This window comes from Streptomyces sp. NPDC002403 (assembly GCF_053593015.1).
Genome location: NZ_JBSFBQ010000003.1, coordinates 204994 through 223720, shown reverse-complemented (window position 1 = coordinate 223720; position 18727 = coordinate 204994). Strand labels below are relative to the sequence as shown.

14 protein-coding genes and 1 pseudogene are annotated in these 18727 nt (G+C 71.7%); 9 read left to right on the top strand and 6 right to left on the bottom strand.

What is annotated here, in order from left to right; genetic code table 11:
- Positions 1-35: 35 nt before the first annotated feature.
- A complete protein-coding gene (gene cynR / locus ACWCPY_RS05635; RefSeq protein ID WP_451263038.1) occupies positions 36-944 on the bottom strand; it encodes a transcriptional regulator CynR in 909 nt (302 codons plus the stop codon).
- A gap of 135 nt (positions 945-1079) precedes the next feature.
- Between cynR and ACWCPY_RS05630 the strand changes: the two genes are divergently transcribed.
- From ACWCPY_RS05630 to ACWCPY_RS05610, 5 genes and pseudogenes are all read left to right on the top strand, one after another.
- Positions 1080-1679, top strand: coding sequence for a carbonic anhydrase (locus ACWCPY_RS05630; RefSeq protein WP_451263037.1), 600 nt, complete (start codon positions 1080-1082; stop codon positions 1677-1679).
- 71 nt (positions 1680-1750) lie between these two features.
- Positions 1751-2221, top strand: a complete 471-nt coding sequence (cynS, locus tag ACWCPY_RS05625; protein WP_451263036.1) for a cyanase — start codon at positions 1751-1753, stop codon at positions 2219-2221.
- 109 nt (positions 2222-2330) lie between these two features.
- Entirely contained in the window at positions 2331-2831 is a 501-nt protein-coding gene (locus tag ACWCPY_RS05620) for a nucleoside deaminase (RefSeq protein WP_451263035.1), read from the top strand.
- 174 nt (positions 2832-3005) lie between these two features.
- Positions 3006-4487, top strand: a pseudogene (locus ACWCPY_RS05615) (NCS1 family nucleobase:cation symporter-1).
- Positions 4488-4510: 23 nt separating this feature from the next.
- Positions 4511-5233 carry an aspartate/glutamate racemase family protein gene (locus tag ACWCPY_RS05610; protein ID WP_451263034.1) on the top strand — a complete coding sequence of 241 codons (723 nt, stop codon included), beginning with the start codon at positions 4511-4513 and terminating at the stop codon, positions 5231-5233.
- Positions 5234-5242: 9 nt separating this feature from the next.
- Here the strand turns inward: ACWCPY_RS05610 and ACWCPY_RS05605 are convergent, their stop codons facing one another.
- On the bottom strand, positions 5243-6751 hold the full coding sequence (locus ACWCPY_RS05605) for an MFS transporter (RefSeq protein ID WP_451263033.1): 1509 nt from the start codon (positions 6749-6751) through the stop codon (positions 5243-5245).
- 195 nt (positions 6752-6946) lie between these two features.
- Between ACWCPY_RS05605 and ACWCPY_RS05600 the strand changes: the two genes are divergently transcribed.
- The gene (locus tag ACWCPY_RS05600; protein WP_451263032.1) at positions 6947-7936 is read left to right on the top strand and encodes a CehA/McbA family metallohydrolase; all 990 of its coding nucleotides are present in this window, start codon (positions 6947-6949) and stop codon (positions 7934-7936) included.
- Between the two features lie 39 nt (positions 7937-7975).
- Here the strand turns inward: ACWCPY_RS05600 and ACWCPY_RS05595 are convergent, their stop codons facing one another.
- Positions 7976-10018, bottom strand: a complete 2043-nt coding sequence (locus tag ACWCPY_RS05595; protein ID WP_451263031.1) for a prolyl oligopeptidase family serine peptidase — start codon at positions 10016-10018, stop codon at positions 7976-7978.
- Between the two features lie 61 nt (positions 10019-10079).
- The gene (locus tag ACWCPY_RS05590; RefSeq protein WP_451263030.1) at positions 10080-11042 is read right to left on the bottom strand and encodes a helix-turn-helix transcriptional regulator; all 963 of its coding nucleotides are present in this window, start codon (positions 11040-11042) and stop codon (positions 10080-10082) included.
- 91 nt (positions 11043-11133) lie between these two features.
- Between ACWCPY_RS05590 and ACWCPY_RS05585 the strand changes: the two genes are divergently transcribed.
- Together ACWCPY_RS05585 and ACWCPY_RS05580 are read left to right on the top strand one after the other, a co-directional pair.
- Positions 11134-15363, top strand: a complete 4230-nt coding sequence (locus tag ACWCPY_RS05585; protein ID WP_451263029.1) for a S8 family serine peptidase — start codon at positions 11134-11136, stop codon at positions 15361-15363.
- A gap of 138 nt (positions 15364-15501) precedes the next feature.
- Complete coding sequence (locus ACWCPY_RS05580) at positions 15502-16254, top strand: DUF4118 domain-containing protein (RefSeq protein WP_451263028.1); 753 nt, start codon at positions 15502-15504, stop codon at positions 16252-16254.
- A 70-nt stretch (positions 16255-16324) separates the two neighbouring features.
- On the opposite strand, the gene lysA is transcribed toward ACWCPY_RS05580, so the two are convergent.
- The gene (gene lysA / locus ACWCPY_RS05575; protein ID WP_451263027.1) at positions 16325-17704 is read right to left on the bottom strand and encodes a diaminopimelate decarboxylase; all 1380 of its coding nucleotides are present in this window, start codon (positions 17702-17704) and stop codon (positions 16325-16327) included.
- An 18-nt stretch (positions 17705-17722) separates the two neighbouring features.
- Positions 17723-18067, bottom strand: coding sequence for an SAV_915 family protein (locus ACWCPY_RS05570; protein ID WP_451263026.1), 345 nt, complete (start codon positions 18065-18067; stop codon positions 17723-17725).
- A 226-nt stretch (positions 18068-18293) separates the two neighbouring features.
- Between ACWCPY_RS05570 and ACWCPY_RS05565 the strand changes: the two genes are divergently transcribed.
- Positions 18294-18716: a hypothetical protein gene (locus ACWCPY_RS05565; RefSeq protein ID WP_451263025.1), complete on the top strand. Its 423-nt coding sequence runs from the start codon at positions 18294-18296 to the stop codon at positions 18714-18716.
- Positions 18717-18727 lie beyond the last annotated feature (11 nt).

The window sequence follows — 18727 nt, the reverse complement described above, 5'->3', positions numbered from 1 at the left end:
TCCGCATTGGGTGTGCCTTCGGCGGCACGGGGTTCTCAGGCCGGTGCGTAGCCGCGCACACGGACCAGGTCGTGGGCGAGCCGGGAGAAGGCGCGCGCGGCGGCGCTCTCGTAGGCGTTCTCCCGGCGCAGCAGGCTCGCCACGCGGGCGGGCAGCGGGGGGTCGAGCGGAATCGGCGCGAGATGGACGTGATCGTCCGCGATCGCGTCGGGCAGCACGGTGGCCAGCAGGCCGGTGCGCCGGACGATTTCGGTGAGGGCCTGGATGGTGTTGGCCTCCACGGCGATCGGCGGGCTGACACGGTGCCGGGCGAAATAGCTGTCGATGTGGTTCCGCGTGGCGAAGTCCGCACTGAGTAGTGCGAGTTGCTGGACGGCCAGGTCGCTCACCGGCAGCGGCCGGTCGCCCCGGCTCTCGGCACGGTCCGTGGTGACGACGAGGCTGAGGGTCTCGGTGAACAGCGCGGTGGCGCCGATCCCGGGCGGATGGGATCCCTCGAAGGCGATCCCGAGGTCGATCTCGTCGGCCAGCAGACCGGCCTCGATGCGGTCCTGGGTCATCTCCCGCAGCTCCAGCATGATGCCGGGATGGTGGGTGTGCAGCGCCTCCACGAGCGGGCCGACGAGGTACGCGGTGAAGGTCGGCGTCACCGCCAGCCGCAGGTGCCCCCGGGAGAGGTCCGCCACATCGAGGACGGCGCGGTCGGCGGCCGCCAGTTCCCGCAGTGCTCGCTGCGCGTAGTGCACATAGGCCTCGCCCGCGTCGGTGGGACGGACGCCGCGACCGCTTCGGTCCAGCAACTGGACACCGACGGCCCGCTCCAGTTGCTTGATCTGCTGCGACAGTGTCGGCTGCGAGATGCGCAGCTCCTCGGCGGCGCGCGTGAAATTGCCGTGCTCGGCCACCGCGATCAGATAGCGGAGGTGACGTAGTTCCGGACCCATGCACACAGCATAACCCAGACTATTGATGTGATCTATAGGGATCATGGATAGCAAGTCTTGGACACTATAGATGGAGGTCATGCATGGTGGATTCCGTCAGCCCCTCGGGGCGGCATTCACCGAAAGGAGTGACCGATGCATGACCTCACGGACGGCCTTGCACGTTTTCGCCGCGACGTCTTTCCCGCCAAGGCGGGGCTCTTCGCCAGTCTGGCCACGACCCACCGACCGAAGACGCTGTTCATCGGCTGCTCCGACGCCCGCGTGGTCCCCGAACTGATCACGCAGAGCGATCCGGGCGAGCTGTTCGTCATCCGTACGGCGGGCAACCTCGTCCCGGCGTACGCGTCCGGCCCGGACGGCATCGCGGCGAGCATCGAGTACGCCGTCGCCGTGCTGCATGTGACCGACGTCGTCATCTGCGGCCATTCCTCGTGCGGCGCGATGACCGCCCTGGCGGAGGAGCACGACCTCAGCGCCGCACCGGTCGTCGCCGGCTGGCTGCGGCACGCGGACGCCGCTCGGGCCCGGGCCGCCGCGGCGCCGGCCGCCTCCGGACCGGCCAAGGTGGCCACGCTGGTGCGCGCGAACGTGGCCGCGCAGCTGCAGAACCTGGCCACCCACCCCTCCGTGGCCCGCGCCCTGGCCGACCGGACACTCACGCTGCACGGCTGGGTGTTCGACATCCCCACCGGGACCGTCGAGCCGGTCGACACCGCCCGGGTCGCGGCCTGACCGCCCTCCCCCACCCCCCAATGACCACCGGCCGTACCTGAAGGCCGGTCCCCCGAAAGGAAAACCCCGTCATGGCACACGCCCAGTTCGACCCCACCGCCCGCGAGACCCTCGCTCGCGCCGCCGTCGAGGCCAAGACCCGCAAGGACCTCACCTGGGAGCAGATCGCCGACGCCGCCGGGCTGTCGGTAGCCTTCGTCACCGCCGCCGTGCTCGGCCAGCACGCCCTGCCGGAGAACTCCGCCAACGCCGTCGCCGAGCTCCTCGGCCTCGACGAGGACGCGGCGATGCTGCTCCAGACCATCCCGACCCGCGGTTCGATCCCCGGCGGCATTCCCACCGACCCGACCATCTACCGCTTCTACGAGATGCTCCAGGTCTACGGCACCACCCTCAAGGCCCTGGTCCACGAGCAGTTCGGCGACGGCATCATCTCCGCGATCAACTTCAAGCTCGACGTGAAGAAGGTCGCCGACCCCGAGGGCGGCGAGCGCGCCGTCATCACCCTGGACGGCAAGTACCTCCCCACCAAGCCGTTCTGACCCCGCACGCAACACAACACGGCGGGCCCGGGCGAGGCCGTACGGCCGAGTCCGGCCCGCCCCGGCCCCCCGCCCGTCCGGCACCGACCGCCCCACCCCGGAGGACCCCATGGACTTCGCCCAGCACACCATCGACATCGCCCGCAAGAACGTCGAGGAGGGGGGACGCCCCTTCGCCACCGTCATCGTCAAGGACGGCGAGATCCTCGCCGAGAGCCCCAACCGGGTCGCCCAGACCAATGACCCCACCGCCCACGCCGAGATCCTCGCCATCCGGGACGCCTGCCGGAAGCTCGGCACGGAGCATCTGGTCGGCGCGACCATCTACGTACTCGCCCACCCCTGCCCGATGTGTCTGGGTTCGCTGTACTACTGCTCCCCCGACGAGGTCGTCTTCCTCACCACCCGCGACGCCTACGAGCCGCACTACGTGGACGACCGCAAGTACTTCGAACTCGACACGTTCTACGGCGAGTTCGCCAAGGACTACACCGAGCGCCGCCTGCCCATGCGCCACGAGCCGCGCGACGCCGCCGTCGACGTCTATCGGCTGTGGCAGGAGCACAACGGCGGCAGCCGCCGCGTCCCCGGCGCACCGACCGCCGCGTAGCCCCATCGAGCGCCTTCACCACATCCACACGCGAAGAACCACAACACACTCAAGTAGACAGCTCCAAGCCCTTGACGGTGGAGTTGGCGAAAACTACGTTTTGATCCACGGAAGTTCACTTCCATTATGCGGAAACTTTAGAACGTTCCCTTTCGCCACTCCCCGGAGCTCCATATGACTGCCGTGGATGACCGATCGAGCGTGGAAACCAACGGCACAGCCAGCTCTGGTTTGTACACGTACGATCTCGCCCCGACGAAGAAGGAAGGGCGCCGCTGGGGCGCCTACAACGTCTTCACACTCTGGGCCAACGATGTACACAGCCTGGGGAATTACGCGTTCGCCACCGGGCTCTTCGCGCTCGGGCTGAACGTGTGGGGCATCCTTGCCGCCTTCGCGCTCGCGTCCCTCCTGCTGTTCCTCCTGCTGACCCTCTCCGGCTTCATGGGGCACAAGACCGGAGTCCCCTTCCCGGTCATGAGCCGTATCGCCTTCGGCATCAGGGGGGCGAAGATACCGGCCGTGGTGCGCGGCGCCGTCGCCATCGCCTGGTTCGGTATCCAGACGTATCTCGCGTCCTCGGTCCTGAGCACCCTCGTCATGACGATGTTCCCGGGCCTGAAGTCCCTGGACACCGACTCCGTGCTCGGCCAGTCAACGCTCGGCTGGATCACCTTCCTCGCGTTGTGGGCCCTCCAGGTCCTCATCGTGAGTTACGGGATGCAGATGATCCGGCGCTACATGGCCTTCGCCGCGCCCACCACCCTGATCACCATGTGCGCCCTCGCGGTCTGGATGTTCGTACGCGCCGGCGGCTCGATCTCCCTGTCCATCGACGAGCCGCTCACCGGCGGGGCGATGTGGCTGCAGATTCTGCAGGGTGCCGCGCTCTGAGTGGTGATCTACGGGACGTTCGTACTGAACTTCTGCGACTTCACCCGGTCCGCCAGAAGCCGCGGCTCCATCGTCCGCGGAAACGTGATCGGGATCCCGGTGAACATGCTGTTCTTCGCCGTGATCGTGGCGGTGCTCAGCGGTGCGCAGTTCAAACTGGACGGGCAGGTCATCACCAGCCCCACCGACATCGTGCGGACGATCCCCAACATGTTCCTGCTGGCGATCGCCTCGCTCGCGCTGATCGCGCTGACCGTCGCGGTGAACCTGATGGCCAACTTCGTGGCCCCCATCTACGCCCTGGTCAACCTCTTCCCGCAGCGGCTGGACTTCCGCAGGGCCGGCATGGTGAGCGCCGTCGTGGGTCTGGTGATCCTGCCCTGGAACCTCTACAACAGCCCGATCGTGGTGAACTACTTCCTCGGCGGGCTCGGTGCCCTGCTCGGACCGCTCTTCGGCGTGATCATGGCGGACTACTGGCTGCTGCGGAAGTCCCGTGTGAACGTGCCCGACCTCTACAACGAGGACGTCCGGGGCGAGTACCACTACCGCCACGGTTTCAACCCCCGGGCCGTCTGGGCCTTCGTCCCCAGCGCCGCGGTCGCCGTCGTCGTCGCGCTGGTGCCCGCCTTCCACTCCGTGGCCGGATTCTCCTGGTTCATCGGCGCCGTCCTCGCCGCGCTGGTGTACGCGGTCATCGCCGACCGCTCCCGACAGATCCGCGACGTGGACGGCGAGTCGATCGCCGTCGCCGCCGAATGAACCATCCAGCAGAGAGCCGAACCATGCGCATCCTCGTCGTGAACGTCAACACCACGCAGTCCATCACCGACTCGATCGGCGAGCAGGCTGCCGGTGCGGCGTCACCCGGTACCGAGATCGTTCCGCTGACTCCCTCCTTCGGGGCGGAGTCCGTCGAGGGCAACTACGAGAGCTACCTCGCGGCCATCGCCGTGATGGAGGCCGTCCGCGCCCACCCGGAGCCCTTCGACGCCGTGATCCAGGCCGGCTACGGCGAACACGGCCGGGAGGGCCTGCAGGAACTGCTCGACGTCCCGGTCGTCGACATCACCGAGGCGGCCGCGAGCACCGCCCGGTTCCTCGGCCGCAGCTACTCCGTCGTCACGAGCCTGGACCGTACCGTCCCGCTCATCGAGGAGCGTCTCCACGCCGCCGGCCTGAGCGCCCGGTGCGCCTCCGTACGGGCCAGCGGACTCGCCGTACTCGACCTGGAACGGGACGAGAAGGCAGCTGTGGACGCCATCGTCGAGCAGGCGGCCCGTGCGGTGGAGGAGGACCGGGCGGAGGTGATCTGCCTGGGGTGCGGGGGCATGTCCGGTCTCACCGAGCGGGTCATCGCACGCACGGGGGTTCCCGTCGTCGACGGGGTGAGCGCCGCCGTGACGATCGCGGAGTCCCTCGTACGCCTCGGTCTGAGCACCTCCAAGGTGCGCACCTACGCGACGCCTCGCCCCAAGAAGATCCTCAACTGGCCGCCGCGGGTGTGATGCCACAGGTCACCGAGGTGTGAAACGGCCCGCTGGGGAACTCTCCCCGGTGGGCCGCGACACCTTTCCGGCAGACAGAGACAGAACGGTTCGCCCGGGCGTGCGGGCGAGGGTGGCGGTGGCGACGGCGGCGAGCAGCAGGACGATCAGGGGGCACCGGACGGCGGTGGTGAAGCCGTGCAGTGTGGCTGCCCGTGCGCTGCCGTGGAACGCGGCCGCCGCGCTCGCCGCGACGGTGTTGAAGACGGCAGAGCCGATGGAACCGCCCACCTGCTGGGCGGAGTTGACCGAGGCGGAAGCGATTCCGGCGTCCTGCGCGGGTACGTCGGAGGTCGCCCCGGTCATGATGGCGAGGAAGCTGCCGCCCATGCCGACGCTGAAGGTGACCAGTGCGGGGACGACGTTCGCCGCGTAGCTGGAGTCCGGTGTCAGGAGGGCGAGTTGGAGGAGTCCGGCGGCCGAGATGCACAGACCCGCGGTCATCATCACGCGGGGGCCCAGCCGGGGCAGCAGACGCGTGCCGAGCTGGGTGGCGGTGGCGGTGGTGACGAGGCTGATCGGCAGAAAGCCGAGACCGCTGGCCAGTGCGGACCAGTCCAGGACGGTCTGCAGGTAGTAGGTGAGGAACAGGGAGACGGAGAGCTGCCCCGTCATCAGGGCTCCTCCGGCCACCAGCGAGGCCACCCTGCGACGGTCCCGCATCAGCCGGGGCGGCAGCAGGGGTGCCGCGGCGCGGGTCTGCCAGTACGCGAAGGCCGTGAGCAGCACGGCGCCGCCGATGAGGGTGCCCAGTACGGAGGGGGCCTGCCAGCCGTTCGCCTCGGCCCGGCTGCAGCCGTACACCATGGCGGTCAGTCCGCCGCAGCCCAGTACGGCGCCGCCGATGTCGATGTGGCCGGTCAGGCGCTGCGCGTGGTCGGGCGGCATCCAGGCGGTGCCGAGGAGCGCGGCGAGCGCGATGGGCACGTTGACCAGCAGGCACCAGCGCCAGCCGAGCCATTGGGTGAGCACTCCGCCCAGGACGACGCCCAGGGATGCTCCGGCACCGCCGAGTGCGCCGAAGACGGCGATGGCGCGGCGTCGCTCACCGGGGTCGGTGAACGTGGTGGCGACAAGGGCGAGCGCGGAGGCGGCCAGCAGTGCGGCGAAGGCACCCTGGACGGCGCGGGCCGCGAAGAGGGCCTGAGCGGTGGCGGCCGCACCGGCCGCGGCGGAGGCGGCCGCGAAACCGAGCAGCCCGGCGGTGAACACCCGCTTGCGCCCCAGGTGATCGGCGAGCCGGCCCGCGAGCAGCAGCAGCCCCCCGAAGGCGACGGTGTACGCGGTGACCACCCAGGGGCGGTCGCCGTCGCTCATGTCCAGTTCGGTCTGGAGGGACGGCAGGGCCACGTTCACGATCGTGCTGTCCAGCAGAATCATCAGCTGGGCCAGCCCCAGAACACACAGGGCCCACCAGCGCCTGGGGTGCGGAATCGGGAGCGGTTGCGGAGGGCCGTGGGGTGATGTGGGACCAAGCATGACTTTTTTGTATACCAAATAGGTCCGCTCTACCAACAAATCTCCGTGCTATAGCCTCAGTGCGCACGGCTGAGCTCTCTTCGCCACCAGATATGGGATACGAAATTCCCTGGTGGCCGCCTTGCTGCCGGATCCGGGTGTCATGGCAGGCTGGAAGAGGCGAGCGAGTACACGTCGGACCGACGGGGGGAACGGATGTCAGGGTCGGTATTTCCGCCTGCACGCGTGGCGGGCCGGGGGCGCGGTTGGTACCGGGGCGATTGCCATGTGCACTCGGTGCACTCGGACGGCAGGCTGACACCGGAACAGCTCGTGTCCGGTGCCCGTGCGGCGGGGCTGGACTTCCTGGCCACCACCGAACACAACACCTCCGGGGCGCACGGCGTCTGGAACCCGCACGCGGGCGACGATCTGCTGGTGATCCTCGGCGAAGAGGTCACCACCCGGACCGGGCACTGGCTGGCGTTGGGCATCCGCCCCGGACAGGTGGTCGACTGGCGCTACGGCCTGCGGGACGAGCGGGTCGGCCGGTGCCTGGACGAGGTCCATCGGGCCGGCGGGCTGTGCGTGGCGGCCCATCCGCACGCACCGTACCCCTCGGGCACATTCATGTACCCGTACCAGGGGTTCGACGCGGTCGAGGTGTGGAACGGGCTGTGGAGTTCGGACGCGCCGTGGAATGCCGACAACGAGGCGGCCCTGGCCGAGTGGGGGCGCGGCCTGGCGGCCGGCGTCCACCGGGGTCGGTGGCGGCCGGCGATGGGCAACAGCGACACCCATCTGGAGGACCAGATCGGCATCCCGCACACCGTCGTGCTGGCCGAGGAGCTGAGCGTCGCTGCGATCCTCGACGGAATCCGCGCCGGCCGGAGCTGGATCGCCGAATCGGCGGCCGTCGAGCTGTCGTTCACGGTCTCGGCCGGTGGCCGGAGCGCCAGGATCGGTGAGCGGCTGGGAGCGGGGGACGCACCGGTCGAGGTGAGGGCGGAGGTACGCGGTGTGCCCTCGGGAACGGTCGGCTTCCACACCGAGCAGGGGAGGGCACACCACGCGTCGCTGCCCGCATCGGGTTCCGGCACCGTGGAGTGGTGCACCGACGCGGCGCAGTCCGCGTTCGTCCGGGTCGAGGTACGCCGTCCCGACGGGCGCATGGCCGCCCTCGGCAATCCGGTCGTCCTGACCTGAACGAGTCGCACGGTCCGGCCGGGGGCGGACCGTGCCGGGTCAGGGACTGACCGGTCGCTCCGCCCGGGTGAGGTGTCGCCACAGGAAGGTGTGCACCAGGGCCTCGTTGTGGGCGGACTCCTCGTTGTTGCTGGCGCCCGCGTGGCCGCCACCGGTGTTCTCGTGGAACAGGACCGGGTGACCGAGCTCGCGCAGCCGTGCGGCCGCCTTGCGGGCATGGCCGGGGTGGACCCGGTCGTCACGGGTGGAGGTCGTCAGCAGAACGGGCGGGTAGTCCCGGTCCACGGCGAGCCGGTGGTACGGGGAGATCTCGCGGAGATGGGGACGGTCGGCCTCGGTGTCCGGGTTGCCGAATTCGGCGGTCCAGGACGCGCCCGCGAGGAGCTTGTGGAAGCGGAGCATGTCCAGCAGCGGCACCTGTACGACGATCGCACCGAACAGGTGCGGGTAGCGGGTGAGCATCGCGCCCATGAGCAGCCCGCCGTTGCTCGCCCCCGTGGCGCCCAGCATGGCCGGGGTGGTGATGCCGCGCGCGACGAGGTCCGTGGCGACGGCCGCGAAGTCCTCGTAGGCCCGCGGCCGGTCCGCGCCCAGCGCGGCCTGGTGCCAGTCCGGTCCGTACTCGCCGCCGCCCCGGATGTTGGCGACCACGTACGTGCCACCGCGCTCCAGCCACGCCCGGCCCGTCACCGCGTCGTAGGAGGGGGTGAGGGAGACCTCGAAGCCGCCGTAGCCGTAGAGCAGGACGGGGCCGGGGCCGTCGGGGGATCGAGCGGGGCCGATCACGAAGTACGGCACGCGCGTGCCGTCGGGGGAGGTCGCGAAGAACTGCTCGACCGTCAGACCGGCCGTGGCGAAGCGGGCCGGAGTCTGCTTGAGGATCTCCGAGTCGGCGCCGATCCGCCCGTGATGGAGGGTGGGCGGCTGCAGGAACCCCGACACGTCCAGGAAGTACTCGTCGGAGACGTCCGGGTCCGTGTTCACGACCGTGACCGCGGACAGCGCCGGGACGTCCGCGAGCGGACTGCGTGCCCACCCGCCCCCGGGGCCGGGGGTGAGGACCTCGATGCGGGTGCTGACGTCCCGCATCGTCTCCAGGACCAGGTGGTGCCGGGTCCAGGAGTACCGGGACAGAGCCGTCCGCTCGTCCGGGGTGAACAGCACCTGCGCCGTGCGGTCGCCCGCCAGGAAGGCGTCGAAGTCGAACGCCAGCAGGGAGCCCGCGGGCTGTCCGAGCCAGTCGGACTTGGGATTGACGATCAGATGCCGGCGATGGGCGTGGGCATCGGCGTCGTCGGGGACGTCGATCCTGACGAGTCCCGCGTCCGGCGTCAGCAGGAACATCTCGCTGCGGAAGAAGTCCAGCCACCGGGCGACGAAGTCCCGTTCGAATCCGGGTGTGCTGTCGTGCCGGCTCCAGACCGCCACGTCTCCCGTCCCGGCCTCGAAGACCTGGGCGGCCTCCTCCAGCGGTGTGCCGCGTCGCCACTTGCGGATCGTACGCGGATAGCCGGCGTCGGTCAGTGAGCCGGGCCCCAAGTCCGTGCCGATGAACACGGTGTCGGCGTCGGCCCACTCGATCTGTGTCTTCGCCTCCCCCACCTGGAATCCGCCTTCGACGAAGGCCCGGGCGGCAAGGTCGTACTCACGGACCACGACGGCGTCACCGCCGTCGCGGGACAGCGACACCAGCGCCCGCTCGTGGTCCGGACGGCGCAGAGCGGCGCCCGCCCACACCCACTTCTCGCCCTCCGCCGCGGCGAGCGCGTCGACGTCGAGAAGGATCTCCCACTCGGGGGCGTCCTTGCGGTACTGCTCCGGCGTCGTGCGCCGCCACACCCCGCGTACGTGCTCGGCGTCCTTCCAGAAGTTGTAGAGGAACGCTCCGCGCCGGACGGCGTAGGGGATGCGGTCCGAGGCGTCCAGCACCTCCCGCAGGCGCTCCTTCAGGGGCACGAAGCCGGCGTCGGCGGCCAGTGCCGCCTCCGTCTCGGCGTTCCGCTCGGCCACCCATGCGAGCGCGGCCTCGCCCTCGACGTCTTCCAGCCACAGGTACGGATCTTCATCAATCACAGACCGCATTGTGCAGGCACGCGGCGCGCGCCGGAACCACATCCCCTCGTGCCACGCCCGGCGCGAGGAATCACAGCCAGCCGCGGCGGGCCGCGATCACCCCGGCCTGGAACCGGTTGGCGGCGCCGAGGAGCTCGTGCAGACGGCTGATGCGGCGGCGCATGGTGCGGACGGACCAGCCGAGCTGGCGGGCTATCGCCTCGTCCTTGAGGCCGCTGACCAGGAGGGTGAGTACGAGCCGGTCCTCCTCGCTCAGGGGGTCCTCGGCGGGGGCGTCGAGGGGCAGGGCCTGCTTCCAGCACAGTTCCCAGTAGTCGGTGAGGGCGTCGAGCAGGGTGGACGGCCGGATCACCGCGGCGCGGACGTCGTCGAGGTCGAGGGAGAGCGGCATCAGGGCCAGCCTGCGGTCGGCGATGGCGAGTTTGATGCCGAGTCCGGGCAGGACGCGGGCCTGTTCGCCGTGCCGGACCAGTTCGCGGATGTCGCCGAGGACACCCGGCCACTCCAGGGCCTCGGGGGCGTAGACCGCGCGGTAGCGCACGCCGCGGCCGAGCGCCGTCGCCTCCACCGGGTTGGAGGTGGTCAGGGCGTACGGCGGCCGGTCCAGGGTCATCACGTCCTCGTGGGCCTCCTGCTGGAGGCGGACGAACCAGCGGCCGAGCGCCTCGCTGCCGGTGGTGATCTCCACCTCGTCCTCGTCGGTCGCGCCGGTGCGCGCGGCGGCGAACAGGCGGGACAGTTCACCGGCCGCCGAACGCACCCGCTCCAGTTCGTTGCTCCTGGCCCGCACCAGTGCCTCGACGGCGGCCCCCGGCTCGATCGCGGCGTACCGGCGGCGGGTGCCGGCGAGTCGGCCGACCAGCCCGTGGTCGCGGAGCCGGTCCAATGCGCGGGCGATGCGTTCGGCCGAACAGCCGAGGTCCGCGGTGAGTTCGGCGGGGGCCGCCGTGTGCCGGGTCAGGACGGCGCGGTAGACGCTCTCGTCGAACGGGTCGATGCCTGCCGCCGTGAGTTCCGGCGTTTCGGGAGTCATGGACGGATGGTGGCCCAGTTGTGCCAGCGGCAGCAATGGGCCACGAAGATCAGTTGTGCGGCAAGTGCCTTCACCACTAGGACCTTTACGCATGGCAATGAAGTCACGAAGACCACGTCATGCCGCCCTCGCCGCCGTCGTGCTCGCCGGCATGCTGGCGGCGACACCGGGTGCCGCCGACGCGTCCACCCACGACCCGTCGCAACGAGTGCTCGTCGAACTGTCCCGGAACCCCGCGGTCACCGCCGCGCCCGGTGGTTCGCTGCTGTCCTCCGGGGCCGCCCGCGACGTCGGTGCCGCCCGCCGGGCGATCGACGCGCGGCAGGAGACCTTCCTCGGCTCGGCGAGGCGCGCCGGGCTGCACCCGTCGGCGACCCGCAGGCTGGGGCTGCTCGTCGACGCCGTGGCGATGACGGTGCCCGCCTCCGAGGTGGGGCGGCTGTCCGCACTGCCGGGCGTCACCGCCGTCCGCCCCGACACCCGGGTACTGACGAAGACCGACGCGAGCGTGCCGCTCGTCGGCGCGCCCGGCGTCTGGCAGCGCAGGGACCCCGCCGGAAGACGTGTCGACGGCAGGGGCACCACCGTCGCGATCCTGGACAGCGGAGTGGACTACACCCACCCCGACCTGGGTGGCGGACTCGGCAAGGGCCACAAGGTCGTCGGCGGCCACGACTTCGTCAACGGCGACGAGGACCCGATGGACGACAACGGCCACGGCACCCACGTGGCCGGCATCGTCGCGGGCAGGGCCGCGGAGAAGGGTGGCGTCACCGGTGTGGCGCCCGGCGCGAATCTGCTGGCGTACAAGGTGATGGACGCCGACGGTTCCGGCTACACCTCGGACATCATCGCCGGAATGGAGGCGGCCTCCGACCCGGCCAACCCGCACCGCGCCGATGTCATCAACATGAGCCTCGGCGGCCCCGGCGACGGCACCGACCCGCTGGGCCGGGCCGCGACGGCGGCCGTACGGGCCGGGGTCGTCGTGGTGGCGGCGGCAGGAAACGACGGGCCGGGCGCGGGTACGGTCAGCAGCCCCGGCACGGCCGACGGCGTGCTCTCGGTCGGCGCGTCGACGAGCAATCTGCGGCTGCCCAGCGCCTATCTGGCGGGCCGGAAACCCGAGTTGATCCAGAGTTACCGTGGCGTCCTGTCCGCGAACCCGCCGAAGGCCCCGGTCACGGCGCCGCTCGTCGATGTCGGCGAGGGCACCCCGGAGGACTGGGAGCGGGCCGGCGACGTACGCGGAAAGATCGTACGGGGGCGGCTGCTGGTCGCCTCCGACGCGCAGTACCTGACGGCGAGCGCCGTGGAATGGGCGCGGGAGGCGGAGAAGCGCGGTGCGATCGCCGTGCTGGGCGGACTGCCCTCCAACGACGGTCCGGTCCTCGCCGCCGGTGCGCCGGACGGGGTCCGGCCGCCGGAGGTGAACCCCGAGCCGGGAGTGACCGAGGTGCCGTCCTCGCCCGCACGGATCGACGCCTCCGGTGACTCGCTGCGTATGGACCGCCTGGTGGTCATGGGCATCGACTCGACCCAGTACCAGGAGCTGAGCAGCCGGCTCGCCGCCGGGAAGGTCTCGGTGACACTGCGGGGCACCGACACCACCGACCGGATCGCCTCGTTCTCCTCGCGCGGCCCCACACAGGGCTTCGGCCTGAAGCCCGATCTGGTCGCGCCGGGCGTGGAGATACGCTCCACCGTGCCCAAGTCCCTCTACGGGCCCGGTCAGTACCGCATGTCGGGTACGTCGATGGCGGCCCCGCACGTCGCCGGTGCCGCGGCCCTGCTGCGCCAGCTGCACCCCGGCCGGACGCCCGCCGAGATCAAGGCGGAGCTGATCGGTACCGCGAAACCGCTGAGCGGCACCGGGCCCACGACGCGGGGCGCGGGCCGGCTCGATGTGGCCGCGGCCGCCTCGGCCACGCTCGACGCCTCACCGGCCTCGATGTCGTTCGGCCTCGCCGACCTGTCCGGGCGTCAGGTCGGCGGCACCGCGAAGGTGACGCTGCACAACCCCGGCAAACGGCCGGTCACCGCCACGCTGCGGACCGACGGTCCGGCCAAGGTCTGGCCGAGGCGGGTCACCGTTCCGGCCGGGAGGACCGCGACCGTCACGGTGTCGCTGCGCGTCGCCCGGCCCGCCGCCGACACCGAGACCGGCGGCCGTCTCACGGCGACCCCCGACCGGGGACCGGCGATCCAAGTGCCCTATCTGCTCGCCGTCCGGCATCTGGCCGTCCAGGCCGCACCCGACCCGAGCGACGGCCACTCGACCGTGCACATCGCCCCGCCGACCCGGCTGGCGGCACCGCCGGTCGTCACCGTCACCCCGCCGCGCGGCGAACCCGTCGAGTTCGCCTCCACCCTCGATCCCGCCACCGGCTACTACCGGGCCCGGGTGACCGGCAGCGTGGCCGGGGCCTACCGGGTCTCGGTACGCGGCACCGCCGCCACCGGGCAGCTGCTCACCGGTGCCAGTGCCTTCGAGGTCACCCCGGTCGACAGCCGCGGGGACCGCTGGGAGCCGGTCGGCCCCAACAGCGAGGCCGGTTCCGTCGCCCTCTCGCCGGGCCGGCCGCAGCAGGCCGTCCTCACCCAGTTCCAGAAGGCGGCTCCCTGGCTGACCACCGACAGCGGCGCCTCCTGGCGCCAGCTGGGCCGACTGCCCGTCGCGGACGGCACGGGTCCGCTCGTGGTGGACGCGGAGAATCCCGACCGCTGGTGGTACGCCGTGAACAGCGTCCACGACGGCAGCCGCCGGGGCGCCGTCCTGCGCACCGACGACAACGGGCGCACCTGGCGCACGCTCGACGTCCCGGACACCCGCGTCGCGGCGCTCGTCGCCGATGAGCGGACGCGCACCCTGGTCGCGGTCACCTCGGACGCACTGCTCGTCAGCACGGACGCGGGCGACCACTGGACGACGTATCCGACCGGTGTCACGGGTGCCGTCACCGCCGCAGCGGTCACCGGTGACACCCTCTACCTGACGACGTATCACGGTGTGTGGGCCCGCTCAGGCATCGGCTCCGGCGACCTGGGCGAGGCGCGCCTGCTCTTCGATCCGGCCGACGGGACCATCGGTTCGATGGCCGCCGACGCCTCGGTCGTGGCGGTGCAGGTCCCGGGCCGGGGAGTGGTCGGCTCCCATGACGGCGGGAAGACCTGGACCACCCTGCTGCCCTTGGCCGAGGGCGGCCTCCGCCTGGCTGTCTCGGGCGACGACCTGTATCTGAGCACACTCTCCGGCTACGGCCGCCTCAGCCGCGACCACGGAAGGACCTGGACCGAGGTGCCCGCACCGTCCCGGGCGGCACTGCCGGTGGACTACGACCGCTGGGCCGACGGTTCCGTGACCGTCTCCAGTGAGCAGGACGGCCTCTACCGGGGTGCCGCGGACGGCACCGGGTACCGGCGGATCGGCGTCCAGGGGCTGACCGTCAACGACCTCGCTGTCAGCGACGGCCGGCTGCTCGCCGCCACCGACAGCGCCGTCTACCGCACCGCTCTGCCCGTCGCCGGCCCGGAATGGGGCCAATCGGGCGGCGAGGGCGGGCGGGGCGTCGGCGTCCCCCAACTCGCCGTGTCGGCGAAGGATCCGAAGGTGGTCTGGAAGGTCCGGCGCACCGGGTTCGGCGCGTTCACCGTCGAGCGCAGCGGCGACGGCGGCAAGAGCTGGGAGAAGCGGGGCAGTTCGGCGGAGGTGCCGACGGCTCTGCTGGTCCATCCCGCCGACCCGGACCGGGTGATGGTCGGCTTCCGGAGCCTGCTCGGCGAGGGGCTGTTCGCCACCGATGACGGCGGCGCGACATGGAAGAACCTCTACCACGACCGCTCCTTCGGCACCATCGTGGGCGACCCCGCCGATCCGCGACGCCTGTGGCTCGGCAGCACCGCCGGTCTCTACCGGTCGGACGACGGCGGGGTGACCGTCACCAAGGTCGCCGACGGCCCGGTGACCGCGATCGACCTCGACGGCCGGCGTCTCGTCGTCGGCGGCGAGAACATCCGCGTCAGCACCGACGGCGGCCGGACCTTCCGCACCTCGGACACCGGCGCTCCGGCGATCCATGTCTCCGATCTGCTCCGGGTCGGGGACACGTACTACGCGGCCACCACGAGCTCCGGCGCCAGCGGCCTCCTCCAGGGCGGCCGCGGCGTACTGCGCAGCACCGACCGGGGCCTGAGCTGGCAGAACATCTCCACCGGCCTCCAGAACACCGACACCACCCGACTGGCCGCCGACCCCGACGGCGGCACGCTCTACGTCGGAACCGTCGACGGCGGTGTGCACCGTCTCGACCTGCGCCACTGATCACCACGGGCGTGGCGCCCGGACGGAACGTCTGTCCGGGCGCCACGCCCGTGCGTCTCCCGGGGCACCGGGCCGGGTCCCGGCTACCGCTCCCGGCGGCGGAGGAGCATCGTGGAAGACGGACCTCAGGAGGCTCGCATGTCCGGTTTCCCCCTGCGGGACAGAGTGGCTGTGGCCGCTGCCCTGGTCTGCCCGCCCGCCGTCGCGGCGCTCCTCGTGCCCTTCCGTACGGACCTCACGAGCACGGATGCGGCGCTGATCCTCGTCGTGGTCGTCGTGGCGGTCGCCGCGATCGGCAACCGGGTGGCCGGCGCGCTCGCCGCACTCTCGGCCGCCGTCTGGTTCGACTTCTTCCTCACCGCGCCCTACCAGCGGTTCACCATCGACAAGCGCGACGACATCCGGACGGCCGTGCTGCTCCTGGTGGTCAGCCTGATCGTCTCGCAGCTGGCGGCGCGCGCACGACGGCTCCAGGTGGTCGCCATCACCGACGCGAGCCATCTGTCCGCCATCCACGACACCGCGCAGCTGGCGCGGACGACGACCTCCCCCGACGCGGTGGTCGACCATGTCCGGGGCGAGCTGACCCGGCTGCTCGGGCTGAAGGGCTGCCGGTTCGAGTACGGAACCCTGCTGGGGCACCCGCCGCGGCTGGAGCAGGACGGCGACGTGGTGGTCGGGCGGCGGACGTGGGACGTGGAGCGCAAGGGCTGGCCACCGGAGGAGATCGAGCTGCGCGCCACCGGAAACGGCCACTACTACGGCCGGTTCATGCTGGCGCCGGCGCCCGGCGCGGAACCCGCCTCGTTGCAGGCGCGGCTGGTGGCGGCGACCCTGGCCGACCAGGCCGGGGCCGCCATGGCGACGGTCGGCACCAAGGAGCACGGCTGAAGGGGGCTCCTTGGTGCCGGGCGGTGCGAGCCGGTACGGAAGGGGCGTCCCGGGCAATGGTGCGGCCGGCTCAGAGACCGATGTCCCGGCTGTTGATGTCGGCGAGGGACTCGCGGCGGACCAGCAGCCGTGCGCGGCCGTCGAGGAGGGCGACCACCGGGGGGCGGCCGACGGCGTTGTAGCTGGATGCCATGGAGAGGTGGTAGGCGCCCGCGACCGGGACGGCGATCAGGTCTCCGGGGCGGATGTCGCCGGGCATGGCCACATCGGCGGCGAGCACGTCGCCCGCCTCGCAGTGCCGTCCGACGACGGTCGCCGTGCGGGGCTCGGCCGTCGAGCGCCGGCCGACGAGCCGGGGTGCGTAGCGCACGCCGTACAGCGCGGGCCGCGGATTGTCGCTCATTCCGCCGTCCACCGCCACGAAGACCCGGTCGCCGGTCCGCTTCACCGCGAGTACCCGGTAGAGCGCCACGCCCGCGGGCCCGACCAGCGCACGGCCGGGTTCGACGGTGAGCCGGGGCACGGGGATGCCGGCCGCGGCGCAGTTCACAGCCAGTTCCCGGCGGATGCGGGCGCCCAGGGACGGAATGTCGAGCGCGGTCTCGCCCGGCCGGTGGGCGACCGCGTGCCCGCCGCCGAGGTCCAGTTCCGGCAGGACGACTCCGTGCCGGTCGCGGATCCGGGCGAGCAGCCCGACGACCCGCCGCAGCGCGGTCAGATAGGGCTTGGCCGTGGTGATCTGGGAACCGATGTGGCAGTGCAGCCCGACGAGTTCCAGCCGTGGCTGGCCCAGGATCCGGGCGACGGCGTGCCGAGCGCTTCCGTCGGCGATCGACAGCCCGAACTTCTGGTCGTCGGTGCCGGTGCGGACCGCGGCGTGGCTGCCCGCGCTCACCCCCGGAACGACGCGTACCAGCACCTTCTGGCGGGCGCCGGGCGGGAGGAGCGCGGAGAGCCGGGCGATCTCCCACGCGCTGTCGATGACGATCCGTCCGACGCCCAGGCGCAGCGCGGCTTCCAGGTCGTCCGGGCTCTTGGCGTTGCCGTGCAGCACGATGCGCTCGGGCGGGAAACCGCTGGTCACAGCGGATTCCAGCTCCCCCGCGGAGCAGACGTCCAGGCCGAGGCCCTCCTCCCGCACCCAGTGCAGAAGGGCGCGGCAGAGGAAGGCCTTGGCCGCGTAGACGACATCGGTGTCCGGGAAGGACCGCAGATAGGTGCGGCAGCGTTCCCGTACCTCGCGCTCGTCGAGGAGGTAGAGCGGTGTGCCGAACCGCTCGGCCGCCTCGACGAGGGAGACGCCGCCCACCACGACGTCACCGCGGGGGGCGAGCCGTGCGGAAGCGGGCCAGACGGACAGGTCCGGCGAGCTGCCGGGCGGCACGGGAGCCGTGGAGGGCACGGTCTGTTGCGGTGTCGGGGCGGACGGTTCCGGGAGTGTGGTGGTCATGGTGTTCCCCTCGGCCGATCAAGCGGTTCGTGCAAGGGACAGCTGTGGTGTGCCGGCTGCGCGGGGTGCGCCGGCCACGGGGAGGACGGCGAGCTGCGGGTCGACGACGAGGCCGGTGACTCCCAGGGGCGCGACGAGGGCGCGTATCGCCGGCTCGGAGAGCCGGATCCAGGTCTGCCGCTGCCCGAGGGTGCGGACCAGTCGCCGCTCGTGGGTGAAGGCGACGGCGGTACGTGCGCCGAGGGGCGTACGGAAGAGGCGGGCGCAACAGCCCGCGGGCCCCGGCCGGACCGGAACGAACAGGGTTCCGGCCCGGTCCGGTTGAAGGGGGTCGGGGCCCTCGGCACGCTGGTTGTCGTTCATGGCACTCCTTGTGGAGACGGGTACGCCGCCCCGGACTCGCCGGCATTCCGCGGCATGCCACGACGGTATGCCCGCCCCTGCCGGGCCCGGCGCCCCTGTTGGCGGCCCCTTGACCCCGGGCCCGTGATCCTTGACGGACGGTTGACGGCGGCGCACTCATCCGGCCCGTTCCGCCCCACCGACGAACGAGTGTGACTTTGGGTGCCCGCTTCGGTACTTTGAGTCAATGCTCGGTGCGGCGTCGTTCTCCCCGGCAGATCGCCGCACGCGGGACAGCGGCGCACTGCTCGTACTGCTCTGGGTGGCCTTCCACCTCCTGGGCTGCGCACACAGCCACGGCCCGGCCTTCGGCGCCCACCACGACCCGATGACGGCGATCGCCGCGTCCGCCGCCCCCGCGGCGGTGCCCGGTCCCACCTCGGCGTCGTCCCCCGATCCCTCCCCGTGCTGTCCCGAGCCGGACCACGCGGCGGACTGGATCCGCGTGGACACCCCGCCGCCTCCCGCCCCCGGCGGGGCGCTCCCGGCGGAGGCCGACCTCCGGGCGCTGTCCGCCGCCCTCCCGGGCGGCAGAACGGCGCGGGCGCCCGGCCGCGGTCCGCTCGGCGGGCGGTGCATTCTCACGGCTCTGTGCGTGGCACGGACCTGACCGGGCCCCGC

What these genes read in the sequence shown, in the direction of transcription:
- cynR (WP_451263038.1), bottom strand. Translation starts at nt 944, where the DNA reads ATGGGTCCGGAACTACGTCACCTCCGCTATCTGATCGCGGTGGCCGAG.
- ACWCPY_RS05630 (WP_451263037.1), top strand. Translation starts at nt 1,080, where the DNA reads ATGCATGACCTCACGGACGGCCTTGCACGTTTTCGCCGCGACGTCTTT.
- cynS (WP_451263036.1), top strand. Translation starts at nt 1,751, where the DNA reads ATGGCACACGCCCAGTTCGACCCCACCGCCCGCGAGACCCTCGCTCGC.
- ACWCPY_RS05620 (WP_451263035.1), top strand. Translation starts at nt 2,331, where the DNA reads ATGGACTTCGCCCAGCACACCATCGACATCGCCCGCAAGAACGTCGAG.
- ACWCPY_RS05610 (WP_451263034.1), top strand. Translation starts at nt 4,511, where the DNA reads ATGCGCATCCTCGTCGTGAACGTCAACACCACGCAGTCCATCACCGAC.
- ACWCPY_RS05605 (WP_451263033.1), bottom strand. Translation starts at nt 6,751, where the DNA reads ATGCTTGGTCCCACATCACCCCACGGCCCTCCGCAACCGCTCCCGATT.
- ACWCPY_RS05600 (WP_451263032.1), top strand. Translation starts at nt 6,947, where the DNA reads ATGTCAGGGTCGGTATTTCCGCCTGCACGCGTGGCGGGCCGGGGGCGC.
- ACWCPY_RS05595 (WP_451263031.1), bottom strand. Translation starts at nt 10,018, where the DNA reads ATGCGGTCTGTGATTGATGAAGATCCGTACCTGTGGCTGGAAGACGTC.
- ACWCPY_RS05590 (WP_451263030.1), bottom strand. Translation starts at nt 11,042, where the DNA reads ATGACTCCCGAAACGCCGGAACTCACGGCGGCAGGCATCGACCCGTTC.
- ACWCPY_RS05585 (WP_451263029.1), top strand. Translation starts at nt 11,134, where the DNA reads ATGGCAATGAAGTCACGAAGACCACGTCATGCCGCCCTCGCCGCCGTC.
- ACWCPY_RS05580 (WP_451263028.1), top strand. Translation starts at nt 15,502, where the DNA reads ATGTCCGGTTTCCCCCTGCGGGACAGAGTGGCTGTGGCCGCTGCCCTG.
- lysA (WP_451263027.1), bottom strand. Translation starts at nt 17,704, where the DNA reads ATGACCACCACACTCCCGGAACCGTCCGCCCCGACACCGCAACAGACC.
- ACWCPY_RS05570 (WP_451263026.1), bottom strand. Translation starts at nt 18,067, where the DNA reads ATGAACGACAACCAGCGTGCCGAGGGCCCCGACCCCCTTCAACCGGAC.
- ACWCPY_RS05565 (WP_451263025.1), top strand. Translation starts at nt 18,294, where the DNA reads ATGCTCGGTGCGGCGTCGTTCTCCCCGGCAGATCGCCGCACGCGGGAC.